General features: G+C 63.2%; 27 protein-coding genes. 14 read left to right on the top strand and 13 right to left on the bottom strand.

The features are described 5' to 3' along the window. Positions 1 to 23: 23 nt before the first annotated feature. The 3 genes from FJ986_RS01445 to FJ986_RS01430 all read left to right on the top strand — a co-directional run bounded on the left by FJ986_RS01445 (position 24) and on the right by FJ986_RS01430 (position 2,712). Positions 24 to 821, top strand: coding sequence for an ATP-binding cassette domain-containing protein (locus FJ986_RS01445; RefSeq protein WP_140560600.1), 798 nt, complete (start codon positions 24 to 26; stop codon positions 819 to 821). Beyond that, on the top strand, positions 818 to 1,861 hold the full coding sequence (locus FJ986_RS01440) for an ABC transporter permease (RefSeq protein WP_140565109.1): 1,044 nt from the start codon (positions 818 to 820) through the stop codon (positions 1,859 to 1,861). Before FJ986_RS01445 ends, FJ986_RS01440 begins: the two co-directional genes overlap by 4 nt. Positions 1,862 to 2,256: 395 nt before the next feature. Beyond that, a complete protein-coding gene (locus FJ986_RS01430) occupies positions 2,257 to 2,712 on the top strand; it encodes a DUF2442 domain-containing protein (protein ID WP_181181840.1) in 456 nt (151 codons plus the stop codon). Positions 2,713 to 2,851: 139 nt separating this feature from the next. Here the strand turns inward: FJ986_RS01430 and FJ986_RS01425 are convergent, their stop codons facing one another. From FJ986_RS01425 to FJ986_RS01415, 3 genes are read right to left on the bottom strand one after another with little or no spacing between them, the layout of a single operon-like run. Continuing rightward, entirely contained in the window at positions 2,852 to 3,991 is a 1,140-nt protein-coding gene (locus FJ986_RS01425; protein ID WP_140673219.1) for a DSD1 family PLP-dependent enzyme, read from the bottom strand. Continuing rightward, a complete protein-coding gene (locus tag FJ986_RS01420; RefSeq protein ID WP_140673217.1) occupies positions 3,988 to 5,280 on the bottom strand; it encodes a D-arabinono-1,4-lactone oxidase in 1,293 nt (430 codons plus the stop codon). The genes FJ986_RS01425 and FJ986_RS01420 overlap by 4 nt, the downstream gene beginning before the upstream one ends. Before the next feature lie 12 nt (positions 5,281 to 5,292). Next, on the bottom strand, positions 5,293 to 6,474 hold the full coding sequence (locus tag FJ986_RS01415) for an MFS transporter (RefSeq protein ID WP_140673215.1): 1,182 nt from the start codon (positions 6,472 to 6,474) through the stop codon (positions 5,293 to 5,295). 126 nt (positions 6,475 to 6,600) lie between these two features. On the opposite strand from FJ986_RS01415, the gene FJ986_RS01410 reads away from it, so the two are divergent. The 3 genes from FJ986_RS01410 (at position 6,601) to groL (ending at position 9,642) form a co-directional block, all read left to right on the top strand. Further along, on the top strand, positions 6,601 to 7,227 hold the full coding sequence (locus FJ986_RS01410) for a TetR/AcrR family transcriptional regulator (protein ID WP_181165128.1): 627 nt from the start codon (positions 6,601 to 6,603) through the stop codon (positions 7,225 to 7,227). A gap of 393 nt (positions 7,228 to 7,620) precedes the next feature. Further along, positions 7,621 to 7,917 (top strand): co-chaperone GroES, encoded by a 297-nt coding sequence (gene groES, locus FJ986_RS01405; RefSeq protein WP_006203049.1) that lies wholly within the window; start codon positions 7,621 to 7,623, stop codon positions 7,915 to 7,917. Between the two features lie 69 nt (positions 7,918 to 7,986). Next, on the top strand, positions 7,987 to 9,642 hold the full coding sequence (groL, locus tag FJ986_RS01400; RefSeq protein WP_140494274.1) for a chaperonin GroEL: 1,656 nt from the start codon (positions 7,987 to 7,989) through the stop codon (positions 9,640 to 9,642). Positions 9,643 to 9,818: 176 nt separating this feature from the next. Here the strand turns inward: groL and FJ986_RS01395 are convergent, their stop codons facing one another. Next, entirely contained in the window at positions 9,819 to 10,430 is a 612-nt protein-coding gene (locus FJ986_RS01395; RefSeq protein WP_140494276.1) for a TetR/AcrR family transcriptional regulator, read from the bottom strand. Between the two features lie 97 nt (positions 10,431 to 10,527). Here FJ986_RS01395 and FJ986_RS01390 point away from each other — a divergent pair, with 97 nt between their 5' ends. From FJ986_RS01390 to FJ986_RS01375, 4 genes are all read left to right on the top strand, one after another. Next, the gene (locus FJ986_RS01390; protein WP_140494278.1) at positions 10,528 to 11,538 is read left to right on the top strand and encodes an NAD(P)-dependent alcohol dehydrogenase; all 1,011 of its coding nucleotides are present in this window, start codon (positions 10,528 to 10,530) and stop codon (positions 11,536 to 11,538) included. Positions 11,539 to 11,574: 36 nt separating this feature from the next. Continuing rightward, positions 11,575 to 12,021: an OsmC family protein gene (locus FJ986_RS01385; RefSeq protein ID WP_140673213.1), complete on the top strand. Its 447-nt coding sequence runs from the start codon at positions 11,575 to 11,577 to the stop codon at positions 12,019 to 12,021. A gap of 17 nt (positions 12,022 to 12,038) precedes the next feature. Further along, positions 12,039 to 12,413, top strand: a complete 375-nt coding sequence (locus tag FJ986_RS01380; RefSeq protein WP_140583819.1) for a nuclear transport factor 2 family protein — start codon at positions 12,039 to 12,041, stop codon at positions 12,411 to 12,413. A gap of 106 nt (positions 12,414 to 12,519) precedes the next feature. Next, positions 12,520 to 12,798 (top strand): hypothetical protein, encoded by a 279-nt coding sequence (locus FJ986_RS01375; protein WP_140494284.1) that lies wholly within the window; start codon positions 12,520 to 12,522, stop codon positions 12,796 to 12,798. 100 nt (positions 12,799 to 12,898) lie between these two features. On the opposite strand, the gene FJ986_RS01370 is transcribed toward FJ986_RS01375, so the two are convergent. The 9 genes from FJ986_RS01370 to FJ986_RS30660 form a co-directional block, all read right to left on the bottom strand. After that, positions 12,899 to 13,510 carry a LysE family translocator gene (locus FJ986_RS01370; RefSeq protein ID WP_140494286.1) on the bottom strand — a complete coding sequence of 204 codons (612 nt, stop codon included), beginning with the start codon at positions 13,508 to 13,510 and terminating at the stop codon, positions 12,899 to 12,901. A 77-nt stretch (positions 13,511 to 13,587) separates the two neighbouring features. Further along, entirely contained in the window at positions 13,588 to 13,923 is a 336-nt protein-coding gene (locus tag FJ986_RS01365) for a YkgJ family cysteine cluster protein (protein WP_140673211.1), read from the bottom strand. Positions 13,924 to 13,974: 51 nt separating this feature from the next. After that, on the bottom strand, positions 13,975 to 14,142 hold the full coding sequence (locus tag FJ986_RS30355) for a hypothetical protein (protein ID WP_181172054.1): 168 nt from the start codon (positions 14,140 to 14,142) through the stop codon (positions 13,975 to 13,977). Position 14,143: 1 nt separating this feature from the next. Continuing rightward, positions 14,144 to 14,548, bottom strand: a complete 405-nt coding sequence (locus FJ986_RS01360; protein WP_140494290.1) for a hypothetical protein — start codon at positions 14,546 to 14,548, stop codon at positions 14,144 to 14,146. Next, positions 14,548 to 14,775, bottom strand: a complete 228-nt coding sequence (locus tag FJ986_RS01355; protein ID WP_140494292.1) for a hypothetical protein — start codon at positions 14,773 to 14,775, stop codon at positions 14,548 to 14,550. Before FJ986_RS01355 ends, FJ986_RS01360 begins: the two co-directional genes overlap by 1 nt. Before the next feature lie 334 nt (positions 14,776 to 15,109). Next, positions 15,110 to 15,319, bottom strand: a complete 210-nt coding sequence (locus FJ986_RS01350; protein WP_010915421.1) for a cold-shock protein — start codon at positions 15,317 to 15,319, stop codon at positions 15,110 to 15,112. 489 nt (positions 15,320 to 15,808) lie between these two features. Beyond that, on the bottom strand, positions 15,809 to 16,942 hold the full coding sequence (locus FJ986_RS01345) for a metallophosphoesterase (RefSeq protein ID WP_140494294.1): 1,134 nt from the start codon (positions 16,940 to 16,942) through the stop codon (positions 15,809 to 15,811). A 110-nt stretch (positions 16,943 to 17,052) separates the two neighbouring features. Beyond that, complete coding sequence (locus FJ986_RS01340; protein ID WP_140521621.1) at positions 17,053 to 17,718, bottom strand: TetR/AcrR family transcriptional regulator; 666 nt, start codon at positions 17,716 to 17,718, stop codon at positions 17,053 to 17,055. Next, positions 17,715 to 18,005: a hypothetical protein gene (locus tag FJ986_RS30660; protein WP_224671835.1), complete on the bottom strand. Its 291-nt coding sequence runs from the start codon at positions 18,003 to 18,005 to the stop codon at positions 17,715 to 17,717. Before FJ986_RS30660 ends, FJ986_RS01340 begins: the two co-directional genes overlap by 4 nt. Between FJ986_RS30660 and FJ986_RS01335 the strand changes: the two genes are divergently transcribed. From FJ986_RS01335 to FJ986_RS01320, 4 genes are all read left to right on the top strand, one after another. Then, positions 17,898 to 18,620, top strand: coding sequence for an NIPSNAP family protein (locus tag FJ986_RS01335; protein ID WP_224680583.1), 723 nt, complete (start codon positions 17,898 to 17,900; stop codon positions 18,618 to 18,620). The genes FJ986_RS30660 and FJ986_RS01335 overlap by 108 nt on opposite strands. Positions 18,621 to 18,996: 376 nt before the next feature. Then, positions 18,997 to 20,394 carry a class II fumarate hydratase gene (fumC, locus tag FJ986_RS01330; protein WP_140521619.1) on the top strand — a complete coding sequence of 466 codons (1,398 nt, stop codon included), beginning with the start codon at positions 18,997 to 18,999 and terminating at the stop codon, positions 20,392 to 20,394. Between the two features lie 179 nt (positions 20,395 to 20,573). Continuing rightward, on the top strand, positions 20,574 to 20,996 hold the full coding sequence (locus FJ986_RS01325; protein WP_140494302.1) for a DoxX family protein: 423 nt from the start codon (positions 20,574 to 20,576) through the stop codon (positions 20,994 to 20,996). A 171-nt stretch (positions 20,997 to 21,167) separates the two neighbouring features. Further along, positions 21,168 to 21,572, top strand: a complete 405-nt coding sequence (locus tag FJ986_RS01320) for a DoxX family protein (RefSeq protein WP_140494304.1) — start codon at positions 21,168 to 21,170, stop codon at positions 21,570 to 21,572. Positions 21,573 to 21,650: the final 78 nt, after the last annotated feature.

Genomic DNA, 21,650 nt, shown 5'->3' with positions numbered 1-21,650 from the left:
TGCGACAAGCAAGCGAGGACCCGATGGCCGAACGCATCATCGAACTGCGCGACATCACGAAATCCTACGGCCAGGTTTACGCGCTTGGCGGGGTCAATCTCAGCGTCGACCGCGGCGAGGTGGTCGGACTGATCGGCGACAATGGCGCCGGCAAGTCGACGCTGATCAAGATCCTCGCCGGCGCGGTCAAGCCGACCAACGGCGAGATCCTCGTTCGCGGCAAGCCGGTCACCGGCTGGAACGCGGCGCGCTCGCGCGACGCCGGCATCGAGACCGTGTTCCAGGACCGGGCGCTGGCCGTGCAGCAGACCATCGTGCGCAATATCTTCATGGGACGCGAACTCACCGGCTTCCTCGGCTGGCTGAAAGTCGGCACCGAAATCAGGGAGGCGAGCCGGCTTATGCGCGAGATCGGCTTCACTTCGAAAGTGTTCACACCGCAGTCCGTCGTCGGCCAGCTTTCCGGCGGCGAGCGCCAGGGCGTGGCGATCGCGCGCGCCATCTACAAGCAGGCCGACCTGATCATCCTCGACGAGCCGACAACGGCTCTGTCGCTGACCGAAACCGCCAAGGTCTTCCACTTCGTGCGCCAGGTGCGGGCGAGCGGGCGCTCGATCCTGTTCATCGGCCACAACATCCACCATGTCTTCGACATCGCCGACCGTTTCGTCGTGCTCGATCGTGGCACTGTGGCGCTGCAGGCCGACAAGCGCGACATCAAGTCGGCCGACACGCTCGTCAATTTCATGGAAGACCTCGCGCATCCCGGCGGACTGCCCGGCTTGGGCGAAGCCCAGCGCGCGGAGGACACAAGGCCATGAGCAACATCGCCGAGCCCAATCGCCAGGCTCCCTCGCCCCATACCGAAATGGGCGAAGCGGCGTGGAAGCACCCGTCGGATCATTTGCTGCGCGGCTTCGTTCTCGACAATCGCGCGGCGCTGGGCACGCTCGGCGTTTTCGTGGTGATGATGGTCGCCTTCACCATCGCCAATCCGACGGTGTTCACCACCTGGTTTCTTTACAGCTCCGTGCTGACCACGCTGCCGGTCGCGCTGTTCGTGGTCGTGCCGCTGGTCTTTGTCGTCACCGCCGGCGAAATCGACCTGTCATTTCCGGCGACGATGGGTTTTGCCTCCTGGGTTTTCGCGCTGGTCGTTCAGGCCGGCTACGATCCCTTCCTCGGCATCGTCGCAGCACTCGCCACCGGCATGCTGCTCGGCTTCCTAGTCGGCGTGCTGGTCGTCTATGGCAGCCTGTCGTCGCTGATCGCCACGCTCGGCATGAACTTCCTGCTGCGCGGGCTGATCCAGATCATCAACGAAGGCAAGTCGACCGCGCTGCCGACGCTCGGGCAAAGCTGGACCTATACGATCTTCTCCAGCCAGGTTTACGGGATTCCGGTACAGATCCTGTGGGCGCTCGCCTTCGTCGTGTTCGCCGCGCTGCTCTACAACCGCCACCGCTTCGGCGCGCAGGTGAAGGTGGTCGGCGACAATCCCGACAGCGCCCAGCAGATGGGCATCGACGTCAAGCGGGTGAAGGTCAAGGTGTTCGTCTTCGTCGGCATCGGGGCCGCGATCGGCGGCACCTTCTCGACGATGATCAACTTCACCTGGTGGCCAACCGCCGGCGACGGCTATCTGTTGCCGGTGCTGGCTTCGGTGTTCGTCGGCGGCACGCCGACCTGGGGCGGCATCGGTACCGTGTTTGGCGGCGCCATCGGCGCGCTGACGGTGGCGTTCATCCAGACCGGCGTCGTCGCTGCCGGCCTCAGCGGCTTCTATGTGCAGTTCTTCAACGGGCTGATCATCATCCTGTCGCTGCTTGGCCACCGCTGGAACCAGGCGCGCTACCGCTGAAACGCTACCCAAGGCCGGCCGTTCGGCGCGACCGTCCGAGCTCAATCCGGTAGCTACAACGGCGGCCGCGCGGACGAGAACGCAGGGCCGGGGTCGTCGATTTACGTCACGCGCAATATCGATCAAACTGATGAAATGCGACGCTTTGGTGCACCCAGTGCACTTTCGCTTGATTTAGTGCACCCTATGCGTTAAATTTGGCACGATGGAACAGCCACATGCCCACTTTGAAGGTTCTCGACGGCATCACGCGTTGAAGGGTGAGTATGAAGTCCTGATCAGGATTGGCTCATGGAACGTGTTGCGTGGCCAAATGCATCGCAAAGACCTCGATGCCGTAATCGCTTGGGCTAACTCGCATGAAGAGGAGTTGCGCAATGAATGGACCCGCCTCAATGGTTGACGACATCGTAACAGTCGGCAATCCGCTCCCCAGGATCGCCTCGGTCACCATGATTGATGGCCGCCGCGTGCGCATCACCTGGCGAGACGGCCGCTCCAATACGGTTGACCTGAATCCAGTATTGAATAGCCATCGACACTTCATTCCGCTTCGCGACAATGACGAGCTGTTTGGAACCATGCGGGTTAACGAAGACGGCAATGCAATCGAGTGGGACGGGGGAGTCGAGTTGACAGCCGAATGGATCGATACCCTGCCCTCAGTTGGTATGGAGAACCGGGAATTCCGCCATATCATGGACGATCTGCTGAAATTCTCGCTTGAGGGGATGGCGCTCCAGTTGGAAATCTCCAGGCGCCAAATTGCCAACTATAGAGGATCGACACCTATCCCCAATTCAATCGCGTTGGCTACTCGATATCTCGCCGAGAAGGCCGGTCAACGATGACCCCGTCTGGAGGCGGATAGGCTCGCTGACTGTTCCAAGCATGCGGCTGCTGGTCGCCGGCGCATCGTGGCTTTGGGTTGACGGTCGGTCTGTTACATCGAAGCGTCTGGTTTGGACTCATCGTAACGAGGCACCATGCCTACCCCATTGGCAGCGCGGGCCAGCGGTCCACGAGCCTGTCGCCCGAAAAAACCGCGATCGATCCGAACTGCTGCAGCACCGCCTCGCTTTGCGTCGGACGCAGGAAGGCGTAGTCGCCTGACCTGGTGGTGGCATCGCCGGGCAGGCCCATGAATTGCTGGTTCGAGGAAAGGCCAAGCAGGCCATTGGTCTCCATGCCTTCGGGAAACACCGGTTCGGCCATCCATTTGCCGCCATAGAGATAGCAACCCTTGCGCGGAAACCGGCCGACCGTCTGCAGCAGGCGGGTGACCGCCGGCGGGCCTGGCAGCATCGGCTCGACCACCTTGAGGATCGGCGTGGCGATGAAGGCCGCGGACTGGAAGCCGTCGAGGCCGGGCGTGTCGAAATCCCCGGGCAGCACGAAGGCCGACCCGATCGACACTTCGTTGGCCATGCCGCCATGGTGAAGCAGTGCCGTCTTCGAGCCGCCGATGTTCAGTGTTCGGCGCTGGTCCTCGCCGAGAGCCGCGATGAATGCCGCGGCCCGCTGCGACGCCTCTGCCAGCGCCTTTTGGGGACCGCCGAACAGACCGGGAATGTGCGGCGCGTGCGCCTCGTAGGCCATGACGCCTTCGCAGCGCAGCCGGGCGGGCAGCGCGTTCAATGCCTTCGACAGCGCGCGCGGTTCCGCGAACCCGCCCCGATGCAGCCCGACATCGATCTCGAAAGCGATGCGCAACCCGACGTCGAGTTCGGCGGCCAGAGCGCCGTATTCCGCCAGTCTCTCTTCGCTGTCGATCAGCCAGCAGACGCGCGACCAGTCGGCGGTGCCGCTTGAAATCGCTTGCCTTGCCGCGCCGACCGGCATCGGCTTGCCATAGAGCATGTCGGCATCGGGAAAAGCGTCGAGCACGGCCCTTGTGATCGGCGGATGAAACGTCATGAAGCGATGGGTGCCGAGCGCCTCGGCGACGTGCGAAAGCAGCGGCAGGCAAGCAAGCGACTTGTCGACCAGCCGCATGGCAAGGCCGGGCGCCAGTCTCTGCTTCACCAGGTCGATGTTGCGGTCCAGCCGGTCGCGGTCGAGCACGAGACAAGGCTGAAAGACGCCGGCCGCCCTCAACGCATCCGACAGCGTGGTGAAATAGCCGCTCATCGACCGATGCCGAACAGGCCGGCCATGTAGGGCGAGACGAAACGGTTCTCGGGATCAATGTCTCGCCGAACAGCCATCGCATCATCCCAGCGCGGATAGAGCTTTTTGAAATCCGCCGCCTTCAGGCTGTGCATCTTGCCCCAATGCGGCCGGCCGCCATGCCTGCGGAAGATCGGCTCGGCCGCCCGCATGAAGGGCTCAGGGTCGTTGGCGGCATCGTGGTGAATGGCGATCGAGCAGGTCAGACGCTTGTAGAAGGGCGAAAGCCAGAACATGTCGGGTGCCACCGAGCGCACCTCCATCGGAAAATAAACTTCCGGAAAGTGCTTCTCGGTCAGCTCGATGATCTGCGTGATCACCTTCGGCCCCTCCTCGAAGGGCAGATGATACTCCATCTCGTTGAACTTGGTCTGCCGGTCGCTGGCATAGACGTTGAGCCAGTCCTGCACATAATCCTCGGCCGGCACCTTCTTCACGGCGCCGCGGATCAAAGAGCGGCGCAGCCACGGCAGCCGGCGCAGCCCCCGGCTCAGCTTGCGTAGTGTCGCCAGGCCGGCCTCGTCGTCGTCGGTCGGCCTGGTGGTCGGGTTCGCGTCGCTGAGGTCGCTGGCGATGAACTGCGCGTAGCCGGAAAACGGAATGTAGTAGAATTCGGCCGACCGGTGCGCGGCCATCATCATCTCGAAATCGCGCAGCATGTCGGCGATCGGCAGCACCCATTTGCGGCGGCGCAGCCGGTAGGTCGCGATGTTGTTCAGCGTGACTTCGGTCAAGATGCCGAAGGCGCCGAGCGCAACGCCCATCGCATGGATCATGTCCTGGTCGCGGGTCCGATCGAATTCGCGCAACTCGCCCCGCCCGTCCACGATCTGCACCGTCTCCAACCGGGTGTGGTAAGCGCCCAGCGTCAGCCCGGAACCATGGGTGGCGGTGCCCAGCGCGCCGCCGATCGCCTGACGGTCGATGTCGCCCATATTGGGCAGGCCCTGGCCCAGGCCTTGCAGTATGTGCATCAGCGGGCCGAGCCGCGTCCCTGCCCGCACCCGCGCGCGATGGCTTTGTACATCGTGCGAGACCAGCCCCTCGATCTTCTCCAGGGAAACGATCGAGCCTTGCGATGCCACCAGCGGCGTGAAGGAGTGGCCAGCACCCGCCACGCGCAGCGGCCCAGGTGCCGTGCGCACCAGATCGGCAAGCTCGCCGGCGTCGGTTGGAGCGGCGACCAGCTTCGGCTCGGCGCGCACGAAGCCCGACCAGTTGCTCCAGTTCCGCGCGGTGATCGTCGACATCCAGCCGTCCCGTCAGACGCGCCGACGGCGCATAGTGGCCACGAACAGGCCAAGCAGGGCCACGCTGGCAAACCCGCTTGCCGCGGCGAATTCCGGCACGGGCCGGAAATCCTTGCCGTCGATGAGCAGTGACGCCGCGACCGGCCCGATCGCCAGGCCGAAGAGCTGTGCAGCCGGCACCAGCAGCACGGCGGTACGCGTCTCGTCCGCCGTGATCGCCAGCCGGATCTGATAGGGTACGATGAACAACAGGATGAAGCCCATGACCAAGGCGGCGATCCAGAATGTCGTCAGGCCAGGTGCGCTGGCAAGAACAAGGGAGGAGACCAGCGCGACGGCACCGATGGCCGTAATGGCAATGCGGTAATCGATGCGCGCCTCGAACACGGTCGCCGTCATCGCGCCCAGGACCTGCGTCGCCAGGCTGGCCGAGACGATCAGACCGACGGTCCAGCTATCAATCCCATACTGCGCACCGAGCGGTTCCAGGAAGGCCCAGATCGCGCCGAAGAACATGAAGTAGCAGAAGACCGACAATAGCGCGGTGATCGAAGGAACCGTCAGCACATTGGCCAGGTTCTCCTCTTTCGGCAGGTCGGCGTAGTCACCGGGTACGGTGAAAGCGGCCGCCAGCGAAACGACGCAGACGACGGCAAGCACGATGAAGCCGCCGGACGACCCCGCCTTGGGAATGACATAGAGTGCCAAAAGCAGAGCGAGCGCACATTGCGCCAGGGTCTGCAGCGTCACGAAACAGCCGCCGATGCGCTCCGCCCGTCGCGAACGGGCGATCAGTTCGGTGGTGATCGCGACCAGACCACCTTCAGCCAGCCCGGCGATGGCGCGGGCGGCGATCAACGCATTGGCGCTTGCGGCATGGGCGGTCCATACATTCGCCAGGGCCAGCAGGATCAAAAGGACGGCGCTTTTCCAGCGCATGTTGCGCGCGGAAAGCAGCATCGCCACCACGGCTGAACCGATGGCGATCGCGATCATCTCCGCCGTGGCGACCAGCGCCAGTTCATCGCCGCTGACATGGCCCTCGGTGTAGAGCGCGCCAAGCAGCACGGGCTGAAGCCCGAGGATCAGCAGCCCGACCGAGCCGATCCATAATGCGGAGCCGAGCTCGACGCCGGTCGGGTTGCCGACCAGCCAATCGCCATTTTCCGCTTGTACGGCTTGCGTCGCAGTCACGAGGCGCCTCCCAACGTCCTTGCAGTGCGATAAAAAAGCTGACAACTTGTCAGCATTACGAAACTGATACTTGATCATGTTTCTTGTCAACCGGGAATTTTGAAGCTCTCGCGAGAGATTGGGCGCATGGCGGAAGCAAGGCGGATGGCGACGGCGCCGAGGCGCAGGCCCAAGCAGGAGCGGAGCCGCGAACGCATCGACGCGATCCTTTCGACGACCATGCGGCTGATCGGCGAAAAAGGCATCGACGCGGTGACGATGAAGGAAGTGGGCGCACTGGCGGGCGGACCGATCGCCACCGTCTACCATTATTTCCCCAACAAATCGGCGATCCTGGCGATGCTCTATGAGCGCTTCTCGGAGGAAAGCCGAGCACGCTTCGGCGAGATCATCGCCGAAATAAGTGGGCTTGAGGACGTGACGGCTGCCGCGGACCGCATGATCGAGGACTATTACCGGCGCGTGGCCGACGACCCGGCCATCCAGGATCTGCAGAACGCGATACAGGCTGACAAGGCGCTGCAGAACCTCGACATTGCTGAGACAAGGCACCAGGCCAAGATGTTCTGCGACCACGTCGCTCCGATGCTGCGGCCCGACCGGCGCGAAGACTTCGCGCGCGTGGTGTTCCTGATCTTCCAGCTTGCCGGCGGCGTCGTGCGGCTAGCGCTGACGCAGGACGAGAAGGAAGGCCGCCGCACGATCGACGACTACAGGTCCATCATCCATACGCAGCTGAGATTGTTTCTGTAGTTTTCGGCGGCGGCTTTCGCGCCCCTCTCCCGTGACATCGACACGTCTTGCGTATCGAAGTATCGGGCGGCAGGATCTCTGACCGATAGCGGCAGAGCACCCCTCCGCGCCTTGTTTTGCCGTCGATTGCGGGAGGAACCGGCGCATTTCGCATGAAAGGCCAGCGGCAACTGGCACGTTCTGCGAGCGGGCTTTCGCGGAAAACAAAATTTCGCGCCGCTGCCCGCTCGCGCGCGCCTTGACTCTCGCCAGCCAGCAGCCTATTTCACCGCCACGTTAGCACTCGCCCTGGGTGAGTGCTAACCACAGGTCCGGTACCGCCGGGCTTTGTAGATTGTCCGGCTTCGCCGGACGGAGGAACTGTTTCTCACCGTTCTCATCGAGGAAGAAAACATGGCAAAGTCGAAGTTCCGCCCGCTTCATGACCGCGTGGTCGTACGCCGGGTCGAATCCGAATCCAAGACCGCCGGCGGGATCATCATCCCCGACACGGCGAAGGAAAAGCCGCAGGAAGGCGAGATCATCGCCGTCGGCTCCGGCGCCCGCGACGAAGCTGGCAAGCTCGTGCCCCTGGACGTCAAGGCTGGCGACCGCATCCTGTTCGGCAAGTGGTCGGGCACCGAAGTCAAGCTCAATGGCGAAGACCTTCTGATCATGAAGGAATCCGACATCATGGGCATCATCGGCTGAATATCGGCCTTTCCATCAACTGAATCTTGAATCTTCGGGCTCGATCCGAGCCCCTGCCAGGAGTTGAACATGGCTGCCAAAGACGTAAAATTCTCCCGCGACGCCCGTGAGCGCATGCTGCGCGGCGTCAACATCCTCGCCGACGCGGTGAAGGTCACGCTCGGCCCCAAGGGCCGCAACGTCGTCATCGACAAGTCGTTCGGCGCACCGCGCATCACCAAGGACGGCGTCACTGTCGCCAAGGAAATCGAACTTGAGGACAAGTTCGAGAACATGGGCGCGCAGATGGTCCGCGAAGTCGCTTCGAAGACCAACGACATCGCCGGCGACGGCACCACGACCGCGACCGTTCTGGCGCAGTCGATCGTCCAGGAAGGCCACAAGGCGGTTGCCGCCGGCATGAACCCGATGGACCTGAAGCGCGGCATCGACCTGGCCGTGACCGAAGTGGTCGCAGCTCTCGGCAAGGCCGCCAAGAAGATCAAGACCTCCGAGGAAGTCGCCCAGGTCGGCACCATCTCGGCCAATGGCGACGAGTCGGTCGGCAAGATGATCGCGGAAGCGATGCAGAAGGTCGGCAACGAAGGCGTCATCACCGTCGAGGAAGCCAAGACCGCCGAGACCGAGCTGGAAGTCGTCGAAGGCATGCAGTTCGACCGCGGCTATCTCTCGCCCTACTTCGTCACCAACCCCGATAAGATGGTTGCCGATCTCGAGGACGCCTACATCCTGCTCCACGAGAAGAAGCTCTCCAACCTGCAGGCCATGCTGCCGGTCCTGGAAGCGGTCGTGCAGACCTCCAAGCCGCTGCTCATCATCTCGGAAGACGTCGAAGGCGAGGCCTTGGCCACGCTGGTCGTCAACAAGCTGCGCGGTGGCCTGAAGATCGCCGCCGTCAAGGCTCCGGGCTTCGGTGATCGCCGCAAGGCCATGCTGGAAGACATCGCCATCCTCACCGGTGGCCAGGTCATCTCCGAAGACCTCGGCATCAAGCTCGAGAATGTCGGCCTCAACATGCTCGGCCGCGCCAAGAAGGTGTCGATCTCGAAGGAGAACACCACCATCGTCGACGGCGCCGGCAAGAAGGCCGAGATCCAGGGCCGCGTTGCCCAGATCAAGCAGCAGATCGAGGAGACCACCTCGGACTACGACAAGGAGAAGCTGCAGGAGCGTCTGGCCAAGCTCGCCGGCGGTGTTGCCGTTATCCGCGTCGGCGGTGCGACCGAAGTGGAAGTGAAGGAAAAGAAGGACCGCGTCGATGACGCCCTCAACGCGACCCGCGCGGCCGTAGAAGAAGGCATCGTTGCCGGCGGTGGCGTGGCCCTGCTGCGCGCTTCGGGCAACCTCAAGGCCACCGGCGTCAACTCCGACCAGGCCGCCGGCATCAACATCGTTCGCCGCGCACTGCAGGCCCCGGCCCGTCAGATCGCTGCCAACGCCGGTGCGGAAGCATCGATCGTTGCTGGCAAGATCCTCGAGAACAAGGGCGCGACCTTCGGCTACAACGCCCAGACCGGCGAATATGGCGACATGATCGCCATGGGTATCGTCGATCCGGTCAAGGTCGTGCGTACGGCTCTCCAGGACGCGGCCTCGGTCGCCGGCCTGCTGGTCACCACCGAAGCCATGATCGCGGAGGCTCCGAAGAAGGAGTCGGCTGGCGGCGGCATGCCTGGCGGCATGGGCGGCGGCGGCATGGGCGGTATGGGCGGCATGGACTTCTAAGAAGTCCATAAGCACGCCCATGAACTAACAATGCTCAAGCCCGCAAGCGGGCTTGAGTGGCGGCATGGACTTCTAATCCAGCCATCTGCTTTATGCATGCGGAAAGGGCGGCAGCGATGCCGCCCTTTTCTTTGCACATTCAGGCTTTGCTTCAGCGTGGTCGGTTGGAACCAGCGTCAGACAGCAGTGCTCTCCGCTTGCCGCGTCGCCTTGCCGGCGAGGACTGCCTGCTCGATCAGGGTAGCCACCTCATCGGCCACGACGTTGATCGATGAGCGATCGCGGGTGGCGCGGGCAATCACCATCAGGCCTTCCAGCGAGGACTCGACCAACAGCGCCAGCGCCCGTGCGCGGCGCTCGACCACCCCTGCCCTGACAAACGCCTGGCGCAGCAGGCCGATCCACTGCTCGAAAGCGGAGCGGCAGATTTCCTCCAAGTCCGGCACGTCGTTCGGCGCATCGAGCACGACCGGCGCGATCGGGCAGCCGAGCGAGAATTCGTTGTCCTCCAGCATGCGAGCGACCGACTGGTAAATGTGGTGAACGGCAACCGCCGGATCGCTTTCCGCCGCCAGCTCGGCGCCAAGCCTCTCAGTCACCTCGGCCACGCTGGCGCGCGTCACTTCGACGACCAGCTGATCCTTGCCACCGGGAAAGTGGAAATAGAGCGAGCCGCGCGGGGCGCCGCTGGCGCTCAGTATGTCATTGAGCGAAGTGCCGTGATAGCCGCGCCGCCTGAGCAGCAATCCGGTCGTTTCGAGTATGCGGGCTCTCGTATCGTTCGCCATGTCAACCTCTGTCAGGAGAGATCCTTATAAGCCTTGCCAGAAATATGACAACTGGTCTACATAATATGTAGATCAGTCTATATAATCGAGAGCCGAAATGCGCAGCTATCGTCTTGAGGGTTTGGGCGGAACCGAATGTCTGGTGATGCGGGAAGAGGTGCGACCGGAGCCAAGTCCCCAGGAGATCGTGGTGCGGGTGCGCGCCACCTCGCTCAACCGACGCGATACGATGATCCTCAATGGCACCTACCCCCTGACACCGCGCCGCGGGATCGTTCCGCTCAGCGACGGCGCCGGCGAGGTCGTCGCCATCGGCGATGATGTCACACGCTTTGCCGTCGGCGACCGTGTCACCGGCAGCTATTTCGCCCGCTGGATCGATGGCCGCATCAATGCCGGACTGATCGACCAGCTCGGCTGCACGCTGGATGGCATGCTCGGCGAGTACGCCGTGCTTGACGAGCAATGGGCGGTGCGAGTTCCCGAGCATCTCGACTGGCGCGAGGCGGCAACGCTGAGCTGCGCCGGCCTGACAGCCTGGAACGCACTGACCGGGGCGGAGATTCCCAAGCCCGGCCAATGGGTTCTAGTCATAGGCTCGGGCGGCGTCTCGCTGTTCGCGTTGCAGTTCGCCAAGCTGCTCGGCTGCCGCGTCGTCGCCGTCACCTCTCGCGCCGAGAAGGTCGGCAAGCTGCGGGCGATGGGGGCCGACCTCGTCGTCTCCTCGACCGACATGCCGGAATGGGGGGCGATGGTGCGTGGCGAAACCGGCGGTATCGACCTTACCGTCGAAACCGGCGGCCCGCCGACCTTCGCGCAGTCGCTGATCGCCAGCGCGCTTTATGGGCGCATCGTGCTGCTCACCATTCAGGATGCGAAGGGCGCAACGGTGCAGATCCCGGGCGCCGTCTATCAGCGCAGCCTCGTCACAATCGGCCGTCTGTTCGTCGGCAGCCGCGCAAACCTCGAAACGATGCTCAACGCCGTCTCGGCGCACCGGTTGAGACCGGTCATCGACAAGGTCTTCCCCTTCGCCGAGGCCCGCGACGCCTACCGCTATTTCCAGCAAGGCGACGTGTTCGGGAAGGTCGTCATCGACGGAGCCTGATCTTTCACATCGATCGAACCAGAAGGGAGAACAGCAATGACAATTCGTGAAGCTTCGGCCGAGTGGCAAGGCACGCTGAGGGAAGGTTCAGGCCGGCTGCGGCTCGGCAGTGGTGTGTTCGAAGGCGCCTATTCCTTTCCGTCGCGTTTCGAGAACGGCCCCGGCACCAACCCGGAAGAACTGATTGCGGCCGCGCATGCCGGCTGCTTCTCGATGGCGCTGACCTTCATCCTTGGCCAGGGAGGTCATATTCCCCGGGACATCCGCACCATCGCCAGGGTGCACCTCGGAGCGACGGAGGCCGGGCCGACCATCACCCGCATCGACCTTGAAACGGCGGTGGACGCCGCGGGGCTCGCCGAAGACCAGTTCGAGCGCCTTGCCCAGTCCGCCAAGGCGAGCTGTCTCGTTTCGCGCGCGCTGGCCGGCGTGGCCCAGATCAACCTCAAGGCGACCCTCGTGGGTACCGCCGCGCAACAATAAATCAGGAGAAGCACGAGATGAGCAGCATCATGGACAGCCATCCAGAGTCGCGGCGGACAGCCGAGATCATGCGGCGCTTCAACGATGTGTTCCAGTTGCACGAACCGTCGGCGCTCGCCGAGCTGGTGGGCGAAGACTGCGTGATTGAAAACACCGTGCCGGCACCGGACGGTGCGCGCCATGCCGGCAAGGCGGCCTGCGTCGGGCTATGGACGGCGATCGCGACCCAGCCCGGCACGCGCTTCGACATCGAGGAGACCTTCGTCGCCGGCGAGCGGGCGACGATCCGCTGGCGCTACTGGATGGCGGACGGCAATTCGCTGCGCGGCGTCAATCTGATGCGCGTCGAGGGCGGGCGGATCGTCGAGGCGATGGGCTACGTCAAGGGATAGGCCGGCTTCACCATATGAGTTACTCCTAATACACATCGGTTTGTGCTAGGAATAGAGTCCGACCGCCATTCGACGATCGAGAAAGACCATAGGGAGGACTAATGTCATGAACATCAGAACCGCCTGCTTTGGAGCACTCGCGTTGACCGTTCTCAGCGGCACGGCACTTGCCGGAGCGCTCGACTCGCCCAAGATGATGGAACCGTTCTTCACCGATGCGAGCATGAAGACGATGAAATCCGACGCCGAGATGAAAGCCGCCTGGGCAAAAATGTCCAAGGACGACCAAGCCATGATGATGAAGGAATGTCAGGATGCGGCGATGAGCAAGCCGTATGCCCCGTTCTGCGAAAAATTGAAGGCGCTCGGCGGCGCGAACAAATGATTGCCGGCTAGTCCGGAGTTGAAGAACAAAAGAAGGCGGGCCAAGGCTCGCCTTCTCATTGTTCGGCATCGATTTCGTGCCAAGGCGAGGCGAACGAATTCTACCTGTCCGCCAGCGCAAGCTTGGCGCCGAGCATGACGAAAGCGCCGGCGAACGTGCGGCGCATCCAGGTCAGCACCCTCGGCCGCGACGCGACATGGCTGCGGATCGAGGCGGCGAAGATGCCATAGCCGACGAAGATGACGAAGGTCAAAAGCATGAAGACGCTGCTCAGTTCCAGCATCTTCGACAGCGCGTGCGGCTCGGTCGTGCTGACGAACTGCGGCAGGAAGGCAAAGAAGAAGATCGACAGCTTCGGGTTGAGCACATTGACGAGGATGCCTCTCGCAATCACCTTGCCGGTGGAGCGCGGCGCGACATTGTCCTCGACGTTCAGACCACCCCTCTCCTTCAGCGTGTTCCAGGCCATGTAAAGGAGGTAGGCGACGCCCAGATATTTCAGCGTCTCGAAGGCGACCGCGCTGGTGTGCAGGAGCGCGGCGAGGCCGGTGATGGCGGCAGCCATATGCGGGATGATGCCGAGCGTGCAGCCGAAAGCGGCGACGATTGAGGCGCGGGCGCCGCGGGAAAGCCCGGCGCTCAGCGTGTAGAGGACGCCGGTGCCGGGCGAAGCCACCACGATCAGCGACGTCAACAAGAATTCGATGCTCACGATTTGGTCCTCCGCTGTGCTGCCCGGCGGGCAGCGTAGCAGCGAAATCCCCGTGCACAAGCCGCGGCGCCGTCAGATCAGAGGACAGGCAGCCCGTGCGCCCGACGCGCCATCAGGCAATCCTCGTCGCCGGGCATGCAGGCGCGGCAGACATCCGGGCGCAGCTCGTAGATGCCGCAAGCGGTTGCCTTGCCCACTTCGCCACAGAGGGCCGAACAGCGCGGGCCCTCGCAACGCATACCCGACAGATCGGTCGCGACATACTTGTCCGGGATACGGTCGAGGTGCGCGTCGTCCTCGGTGGAAAAGCGCGGCCACTCGGCCGAGTAGGAGCAACAGGCGCCGCAGCTCTGGCAATCAAATGCCGGGACGGTGCCTCGTTGGGGCGATGAAAGGCTGGCTGCGGTCACCAACGAGAACGGTCCCTGCACAGCAGATTGCGGTCGGCGTCTTGCGGCAAGGCGCTATTTCTTCTTGCCTGCCTTGCGCGACGGCGCCTCGGTCGGCGACTTGAATAGATCGGTCGCGGCCTCGGCAGCGGCATCCGCCTTCGGCGCGGCACCCGGCTTGACCGGCTTTGCAGCGGCGGCGGGCGCCGGCGGTTGGTCCTTGGCGGAGAATTTTATGGCCATCTCAGTCCTCGTCGGCGAAGCGCGATGGTGCGCGCGGACTGCGCAAACGGCCGATCAGGGCCGAAACCGCCGTTATGTTCATTTCCTCAGGCGACCAGTTCCTCGCCTCCGCGATGTGATGCGGCGCCAGTTCGCGATGCGTGCTGCCGCTGTAGGCGGCGTCCTGATGGGTCACCGGCTCGCGGGTCTTGGCGTCTTGGCGGACATATTCGATCAAATAGTTCGGGCACTCGGCGCGGCCCCGCACGCCGACGCGCACCTGTGCATCGCCATGGACGCGCTTGCAGCGTTCGAGTTTTTCCAGCACACGCCGGACATATTCGACTGGCTTGTCCAATGTTTCGACCATGTCGGCGATGGTCGCATCAGCGGCGATGGGTGTCGCCGGCACACGCTTCGTCGCCATCAGCGTCTTCCGGCCCGTTTCGGCAACGCCGCCTGTGCGGCCGCCGCAGCCATTTCATCTGCCTCTTTTTCCAGGCGCAGTTCGCGCAAACGCGCGGTCTTGGCTTCACGCGCCTCGGTGAGGGCATCGCGTTCGGAAATGATGCGGTTGAGCGACATCGACTGGGTTTGCGTCTTGCTGAACAAGGGCACTGCCTGATCAGCAGCTGTTTTCGAATTGGCGGTCAAAATCTTTCTCCTGTCAGGAGTCTCGTGCCGATAGGGCAAGACCGGTCTTCAGTCAGGACCCACGCACAAAAGCATTGGGGCGGCGGATTCAATTTGCTGGAGCGTCCCTTAGCACGTTCAGGCCGACGCGCAGCGCATTTTCGACGGCGAGACCCACAAAGTGAAAAAGGCCAGGCACCGCCTGACCTTCCATGAGAGCGTCGCGCATCCAGTGGATGCACAGGACGCTCCGGCACGCAGCGTGCGAAAACTCAGGTTTCCGCCGCCATGCGCCCGAATTCGCCATTCACCAGTGCCAGTACATCCGTGGTCACCGGGAAGGCTGAATCCTTTTTCAGGCCGCCTTCAACTGGTCGGCCGACATCTTGCCGGACTTGTTGTCGCGGACCATCTCGTAGCCGAGCTTCTGGCCCTCGACGATGTCACGCATGCCGGCGCGCTCTACGGCCGAGATGTGGACGAAAACGTCGGCAGAGCCGTCGTCAGGCTGAATAAAACCAAAACCTTTGGTGGCGTTGAACCATTTAACTGTGCCGGTGCTCATGACGAACCCTTTCCATGGCAAATACTCGTTCGCCGTCATGCGGATGCACAACGTCGTTTGTCTCGATTTTTGATGTGGGAAGTTCGTCAAAGGCGCGCTGCAAAGCGCGGATAACAAAAGTCAGTCAACAAATATCGACAAAGGTCTTGTAAGCTATTTAAACGGCCATGTCAATTCTTGGCTCACCCGCCGCGACGGTTCACGCCAATCGGGCACTGAACAAAGCGGCCCTAAAAAAATCTGGACGCCGGGAGCCATTTCGGTCGAAGCACGTTTCATGGTTGTCGTCAGCAATTCACGAGAGCAATCGAAGGAAAAGCGAACGGCAAAGACGCCCCCCGCACGATAAAAGGTGCGAGGGGCGTTTTCTTTCGGCCCCTACATCGCGGCGGTCATCATCGGCGGCATCTCGTAGCGGAGGCCGAGGCCCGAGCGCACTGCCAGGTCGACGTCAGTCAGCGTCCGGGACGAAAAGGCCGCTGCGGGCTTTCATGTCTGGAACGGTTTGCTGAAGGCGTTGGTGAATGTGACCCCGCCGTGATCGTCGCTGGCTTCGCCCAGCACGACATCCATGCCATCATTGGTGACCCGCGCCAGTGCGAACCCGCCCATATAGGCCGCCTTTGGCTTGAAGAGATCAAGGCCGTCGCGCTGATAGATCATCGGCACCTCGTGCTGATGGCCATGGAAGATGGCAATCACGTTGTAGCCTTTCAGGGCCGCAAGCAGTGCCTGACGGTCCGCATCGCTCCACCAATGCGGCGGCCCCTTGCCGTCGTCGTCGAACGCCTTTTTGGCGGGATCCCATCGCTCAGTCGAAAAATTATCCCAGCCATAATGCTGAAACAGGATGACCGGGCGGCCGTCCGCCGCATAGGTCGCCAAATCCTGCTTCAGCCAGGGCAGGCTGCTGTCCGCGCCATGGCCGGTGTCGCCAGCGAAACGGTGGGTCTGGACGAGATGCAGCCCGCCCCAGTCCCACGCATAGCAGTCGGTCTCGACATCGTAGTCGGTGGCTGGAACCGGTGGCTTGAAGAACACGCCGGCACGGTGATTGACTTCGACATAGTCGCGCATTTCGCGCCGGTACCAGTCAACGTGATGCCGCGGGCCGTTTTGGTCGAGGTCATGATTGCCGAGCCCGACATAGACTGGAACATGCACGCGGTCAGGCCCCATGCCTTGCTGGTAACGCTGGCTGAATTGCAGCAATTGCGTGCCTTCACTCGGCTGGGTGATCTGACCACCGCCATCGTCGGTCATGTCGCCGCCGATGACGAGGCCGAGCGGCGTGCCGATTCGGCTGCCGGCGGAGCGTAGGCCCGTCGGGACGCCGCCGATCTCGACGGGCCATGTCTTGTCGCCAATGCCGTTCAGAGCCGCCACATTGCGCAGCAAGGCAGCGTCGGTCTTGCCTTCCTGCTGGCAATTGGGACTCAAGCCGCTGGCCATGCGGCAGGCATGGACATCGGCGATGAACAGGAAGGTGGCGTCGACAGGCTGAATGCGCTGCCCGGTCTGGCCGAGCGCCGGGCGTGGAAGCGCAAGGGCCGTGGCAAGACCGGCGGCCCGCGCCAGAAAACGGCGTCGTGATACCGATTTTGGTGAGAAGCGCTTCATCATGGGTTGAAGTTCAGCACGGACACCGGTCAGCAGTAAAGTTCAGCGCCCGGTCCACGGCTGCCCTCCCCCAGAACGGAACTGAGTTGTAGGGATCGTTCCCGTTCTCGGCATCAAAGGTTTCCCGGTGGCAGCAATATCCTGCGACGCCGCCTCGTTGCGGCCATGGGCGAAGCTTGGGCGACACTCTGCTCCAGCCCCGCCAGGCAATCGCGCAACATGCCGGCATCCTGCGCCGTCTTGGCCATCGACATCGCGCCGGAATAGGCCGCGACGGCCAGGGCGGCGAAACGCTGCGGGTCGGTGTCCTGCTCCCTGCCCGCCTGCTGATCAGCCCGGACCTTGTCGGCGATCGCCTGGCGCCAGCCGGCAAAAATGCCGGCAAGGGCGGCGCGCAATTCGGCATCGGCGAGCGACAGTTCATGTGCAAGGTTGTTGAGGGGACAGCCGCGCACGAAGCCTTGTTGCTCAAGTTCCGCCGCCACGGCTTCGAAGGCTGCACGCACGCCTTCGCGCGCCGAAGCGGCCGCCCGCAAAGGCGCCATCCATGTTTCTTCGACCGCCGCGGCCACACGCTCTTCGATCACCGCCAGCGCCAACGCTTTCTTGGTCCGGAAATGATGATGCAACGCGCCGCCGCTGACACCCGCCGCCGCCATCAGATCGCCGAGGCTGGACGCGTGATAGCCGCGTACCTGAAAGGACTCCTGCGCGGCATCGAGCACTCTGTTGCGCATGCCTTCGGGATCATTGGCGCGCTTCTGGGCATGCCCTGTCATCGGGAATCTCCACCGTGCCCCTCCAGGAGGGAAGAAAAAGAAGCTAGCAGATTGACAAAACAGGACAACCGGTCTGTTTTATAAAACAGGATGATCACCCTGTTTTTGGAGACGAGCTTATGAGCCTGCCCCTGAGTGCCACATCGGAGACAGCAGCGCTCGCCTCCCCGGTCGTCGAACTGCGGCAGTACACGCTGAAACCCGGCAAACGCGATACCCTTATCGACCTCTTTGACGGCAAGCTGATCGAAGGCCAGGAAGAGGCCGGGATGACCATCATCGGCCAATTCCGGGATCTCGATCGCCCCGACATGTTCGTCTGGCTGCGCGGCTTCGAGGACATGGAGGTGCGCAAAGGCGCCCTGAGCGCCTTCTATGACGGTCCGGTATGGGCAGCGCACCGCAATGCCGCCAACGCCACGATGATCGATTCCGACGATGTGCTGCTGCTCAAACCTGCGTGGCCCGGCGCTGGCTTCGATCTCTCCGGCGCATTACGCGCGGGCTTGGCTGCCGACGAAAAGCCAGGCAGAAGCACGCCGCTGTCAGGCATGGTCGTGATTCGGATTTATCATTTGCGGCCGGGCGCAGAGGCCGCGTTCGCCAGCCGCTTCGAGGCCGAAGTCGCGCCGATGACGGCGTCACCCGGTGCGCGGCTGCTCGCCGCTTTCGTCACGGAGCACGCGGAAAACAGCTTTCCACGCCTGCCGGTGCGAGCGAGTGAGAATGTTTTCATCAGTGTGATGGGTTTTGATGGCGAAGAAGCGCACGCCCAGCATGAAACCGCGCTTGCCGCCTCGCCTGCATGGCAGGCCTTCTCGCACGCCGTCCGACATGACCTGGCCAGACCAACCGAAACCGTGCGCCTGTCGGCGACATCGCGCTCGCGGCTTTGTTGCTGATCTCCAGTCCGCCCGGAGACGGCGTCTGATCAGAGGCGGGGCGGCGTCTTTGCGGTGGACGGCGGGTATACGGCGGAGTGAGTGGACAGCCGATCTCCCCCCTCGTGGGGGAGATGGCCGGCAGGCCAGAGGGGGGCGCTGTCCCGCCGATCTCTCATTCGATTGCACTTCCGCGCTTGTTCTAACCTGAACGCAGTTGAATGACGACAGATAGCGTTCCTTCGCGCCCCCGCCGCCCTGCCGGGCATCTCCCCACGAGCGGGGAGATTGGCTCCGTCTTCAACCGATTTGCATCTTCACCGCCCGCAATCTCCGCTTGATGCGTTTTGTGCAACGCGATACGCCGTTGCCCAAATCGACAGACCGGAGACTTGCCGTGAGCGCTGCCAAGACCAGAACCGAAACCGATACGTTCGGTGCCATCGAGGTCGCCGCCGACCGCTATTGGGGCGCGCAGGCGCAGCGTTCGCTCGGCAATTTCAAGATCGGTTGGGAAAAGCAGCCGGCATCCGTCGTGCGCGCGCTCGGCATCGTCAAGCGGGCGGCGGCGGAAGCCAATATGGAGCTGAAGCGGCTCGATCCGGCGATCGGCAAGGCGATCGTCGAAGCCTCTCAAGAAGTCATCGACGGCAAGCTCAACGACCATTTCCCGCTGGTGGTCTGGCAGACCGGCTCGGGTACGCAATCCAACATGAACGCCAACGAGGTGATCTCCAACCGGGCGATCGAGATGCTGGGCGGCGTCATGGGCTCCAAGAAGCCGGTGCACCCGAACGACCACGTCAATATGAGCCAGTCGTCGAACGACACCTACCCGACCGCCATGCACATCGCCTGCGCCGAGCGCATCGTGCATGACCTGTTGCCGGCGCTGAAGCACCTGCACAAGGCGCTCGCCGCCAAGAGCAGAGAGTTCAGCCATATCATCAAGATCGGCCGCACCCACACGCAGGACGCCACCCCGCTTACGCTGGGCCAGGAATTCTCGGGCTACGCCGCGCAGGTCGCTTCGTCGATCAAGCGCATCGAGCTGACGTTGCCCGGCCTGCAGGAACTGGCGCAGGGCGGCACCGCCGTCGGCACCGGCCTCAACGCGCCCGTCGGCTTCGCCGAGCGGGTGGCCGACCGCATCGCCGCCATCACCGGCATCGCCTTCGTCACAGCGCCGAACAAGTTCGAGGCGCTCGCCGCCCATGATTCCATGGTATTCTCGCACGGTGCCATCAACGCCGCTGCCGCCGCGCTGTTCAAGATCGCCAACGACATCCGCTTCCTCGGTTCAGGGCCCCGCTCGGGACTTGGCGAGCTGTCGTTGCCGGAAAACGAGCCGGGTTCCTCGATCATGCCGGGCAAGGTCAACCCGACGCAGTGCGAAGCGATGACCCAGGTCTGCGTGCAGGTGTTCGGCAACAATGCGGCGCTCACCTTCGCCGGCAGCCAAGGCCATTTCGAGCTCAACGTCTACAACCCGCTGATGGCCTACAACTTCCTGCAATCGGTGCAGTTGCTCGCCGACGCTTCGGTCTCCTTCACCGACAATTGCGTCGTCGGCATCGAGGCGCGGGAAGACAACATCAAGGCGGCCCTCGACCGCTCGCTGATGCTGGTGACGGCGCTTGCGCCCACCATCGGCTACGACAGCGCCGCCAAGATCGCCAAGACCGCGCACAAGAACGGCACCACGCTGCGCGAGGAAGCGCTGGCCACCGGGCTGGTCAGCGAAGCCGACTACGACCGGATCGTGCGGCCGGAAGATATGACCCATCCGGGGTGAAGGCACTTTTTCGGCGGGAAAATATGCTCCCGCCACCACATCGACCAGCACGAATTTCCGTTTTTCACCGGTTCACGGAAACGTATGTCCTGTGAACAATGTGTCGCCAGACAGGCGGCTTTGGTGAACAGTCAGCATGGTCTATCTGACGGGCGATCAACCCCATTCGGAGAGCCACCATGTCCACCAACACTTCCTTCGCCGGCACCGGCACCGCGTCCAACAGTTCTGTCACGATCCTGCTCGGCCGCATCCTGCTCGCGGTCATTTTCCTGCTTTCCGGTTTCGGCAAGCTCAGCGCCCTTTCCGGCACCGCGGCCTATTTCGGCGGCCTCGGCCTGCCCTTGCCGACCGTGACGGCCATCGTCGTCGGCCTCATCGAACTGCTCGGCGGTCTGGCCATTCTCGTCGGCTTCCAGACCCGGATTGCCGCCTGGGTGCTGGCGATCTTCACCGTCGCCACGGCCCTGGTCGCCCACACCGGCTGGGCCGACCAGATGCAGATGATCAACTTCATGAAGAACCTGGCGATCACCGGCGGCTTCCTCGTGCTGGCTTCCTCAGGCGCCGGCGCCTATTCGGTCGACGCCAAGCGCGGCTGAACTTCCCTCCCCCGTCTTTGACAGCAGTGGCGCGGAATTTTCCGCGCCACTGTTTCGTTGTCGGTCCAGAAGCCTCAATTCAGCGCCCGGATTTGCCGGGGCATCGGTGGTAGGATCGATCGGTCCGGGTGGGTAAAGGCCCAAACCGGCCAACCGACAACGGAGGTGACCATGCCTCGCAACGCACTGCTTCTGGCTTCGCGGCTGCTGCTTGCCGCGCTGTTCGTACCGTCAGGCTTCCATGCGCTCGCCGACATTGCCGGCACATCGGGCTATTTCGCCGGCCTTGGCCTGCCGCTCCCGGGGCTCGCCGCGTGGGGCACGGGCCTGTTCGAGCTGATCGCCGGACTGCTGATACTCATCGGCTTCCAGACCCGGATCGTGGCTCTGCTTTTGGCCGCCTTCTGCATCGTTGCCGGCTTCATCGGCCATTACGGCCAGGGCGCCGATGATGCGACGCTTGCCTTCTTGCACCAGCAGATGCTGATGAAGGACATCGCGATATCGGGCGGCTTTCTGGCGCTCGCCATGGCCGGCGCCGGCGCCTGGTCGGTCGACGGGCGGGCTGCTGTTTGATATCGCCTAAATCCAAGGGCAGGCCCGGAACCAACCAGACAAATGCCCCGGGTTGGACTCTCAATGCCCGAGCCAAGC

Source organism: Mesorhizobium sp. B1-1-1 (assembly GCF_006442955.1).
Lineage (GTDB): Bacteria > Pseudomonadota > Alphaproteobacteria > Rhizobiales > Rhizobiaceae > Mesorhizobium.
The sequence above is the reverse complement of the archived record's forward strand: the minus strand, read 5'-3'. Positions and strand labels throughout refer to the sequence as shown.

Coding starts and splice junctions, on each gene's coding strand:
- FJ986_RS01425 (WP_140673219.1), bottom strand. CDS start 3,991: ATGAGCGGCTATTTCACCACGCTGTCGGATGCGTTGAGGGCGGCCGGC.
- FJ986_RS01345 (WP_140494294.1), bottom strand. CDS start 16,942: ATGATGAAGCGCTTCTCACCAAAATCGGTATCACGACGCCGTTTTCTG.
- FJ986_RS01395 (WP_140494276.1), bottom strand. CDS start 10,430: ATGGCGAACGATACGAGAGCCCGCATACTCGAAACGACCGGATTGCTG.
- FJ986_RS01445 (WP_140560600.1), top strand. CDS start 24: ATGGCCGAACGCATCATCGAACTGCGCGACATCACGAAATCCTACGGC.
- groES (WP_006203049.1), top strand. CDS start 7,621: ATGGCAAAGTCGAAGTTCCGCCCGCTTCATGACCGCGTGGTCGTACGC.
- FJ986_RS01325 (WP_140494302.1), top strand. CDS start 20,574: ATGTCCACCAACACTTCCTTCGCCGGCACCGGCACCGCGTCCAACAGT.
- FJ986_RS01375 (WP_140494284.1), top strand. CDS start 12,520: ATGAACATCAGAACCGCCTGCTTTGGAGCACTCGCGTTGACCGTTCTC.
- FJ986_RS01430 (WP_181181840.1), top strand. CDS start 2,257: ATGGTTGACGACATCGTAACAGTCGGCAATCCGCTCCCCAGGATCGCC.
- FJ986_RS01320 (WP_140494304.1), top strand. CDS start 21,168: ATGCCTCGCAACGCACTGCTTCTGGCTTCGCGGCTGCTGCTTGCCGCG.
- groL (WP_140494274.1), top strand. CDS start 7,987: ATGGCTGCCAAAGACGTAAAATTCTCCCGCGACGCCCGTGAGCGCATG.
- FJ986_RS01440 (WP_140565109.1), top strand. CDS start 818: ATGAGCAACATCGCCGAGCCCAATCGCCAGGCTCCCTCGCCCCATACC.
- FJ986_RS30355 (WP_181172054.1), bottom strand. CDS start 14,142: ATGGCCATAAAATTCTCCGCCAAGGACCAACCGCCGGCGCCCGCCGCC.
- FJ986_RS01350 (WP_010915421.1), bottom strand. CDS start 15,319: ATGAGCACCGGCACAGTTAAATGGTTCAACGCCACCAAAGGTTTTGGT.
- FJ986_RS01380 (WP_140583819.1), top strand. CDS start 12,039: ATGAGCAGCATCATGGACAGCCATCCAGAGTCGCGGCGGACAGCCGAG.
- FJ986_RS01385 (WP_140673213.1), top strand. CDS start 11,575: ATGACAATTCGTGAAGCTTCGGCCGAGTGGCAAGGCACGCTGAGGGAA.
- FJ986_RS01390 (WP_140494278.1), top strand. CDS start 10,528: ATGCGCAGCTATCGTCTTGAGGGTTTGGGCGGAACCGAATGTCTGGTG.
- FJ986_RS01360 (WP_140494290.1), bottom strand. CDS start 14,548: ATGGCGACGAAGCGTGTGCCGGCGACACCCATCGCCGCTGATGCGACC.
- FJ986_RS01410 (WP_181165128.1), top strand. CDS start 6,601: ATGGCGGAAGCAAGGCGGATGGCGACGGCGCCGAGGCGCAGGCCCAAG.
- FJ986_RS01420 (WP_140673217.1), bottom strand. CDS start 5,280: ATGTCGACGATCACCGCGCGGAACTGGAGCAACTGGTCGGGCTTCGTG.
- FJ986_RS01340 (WP_140521621.1), bottom strand. CDS start 17,718: ATGACAGGGCATGCCCAGAAGCGCGCCAATGATCCCGAAGGCATGCGC.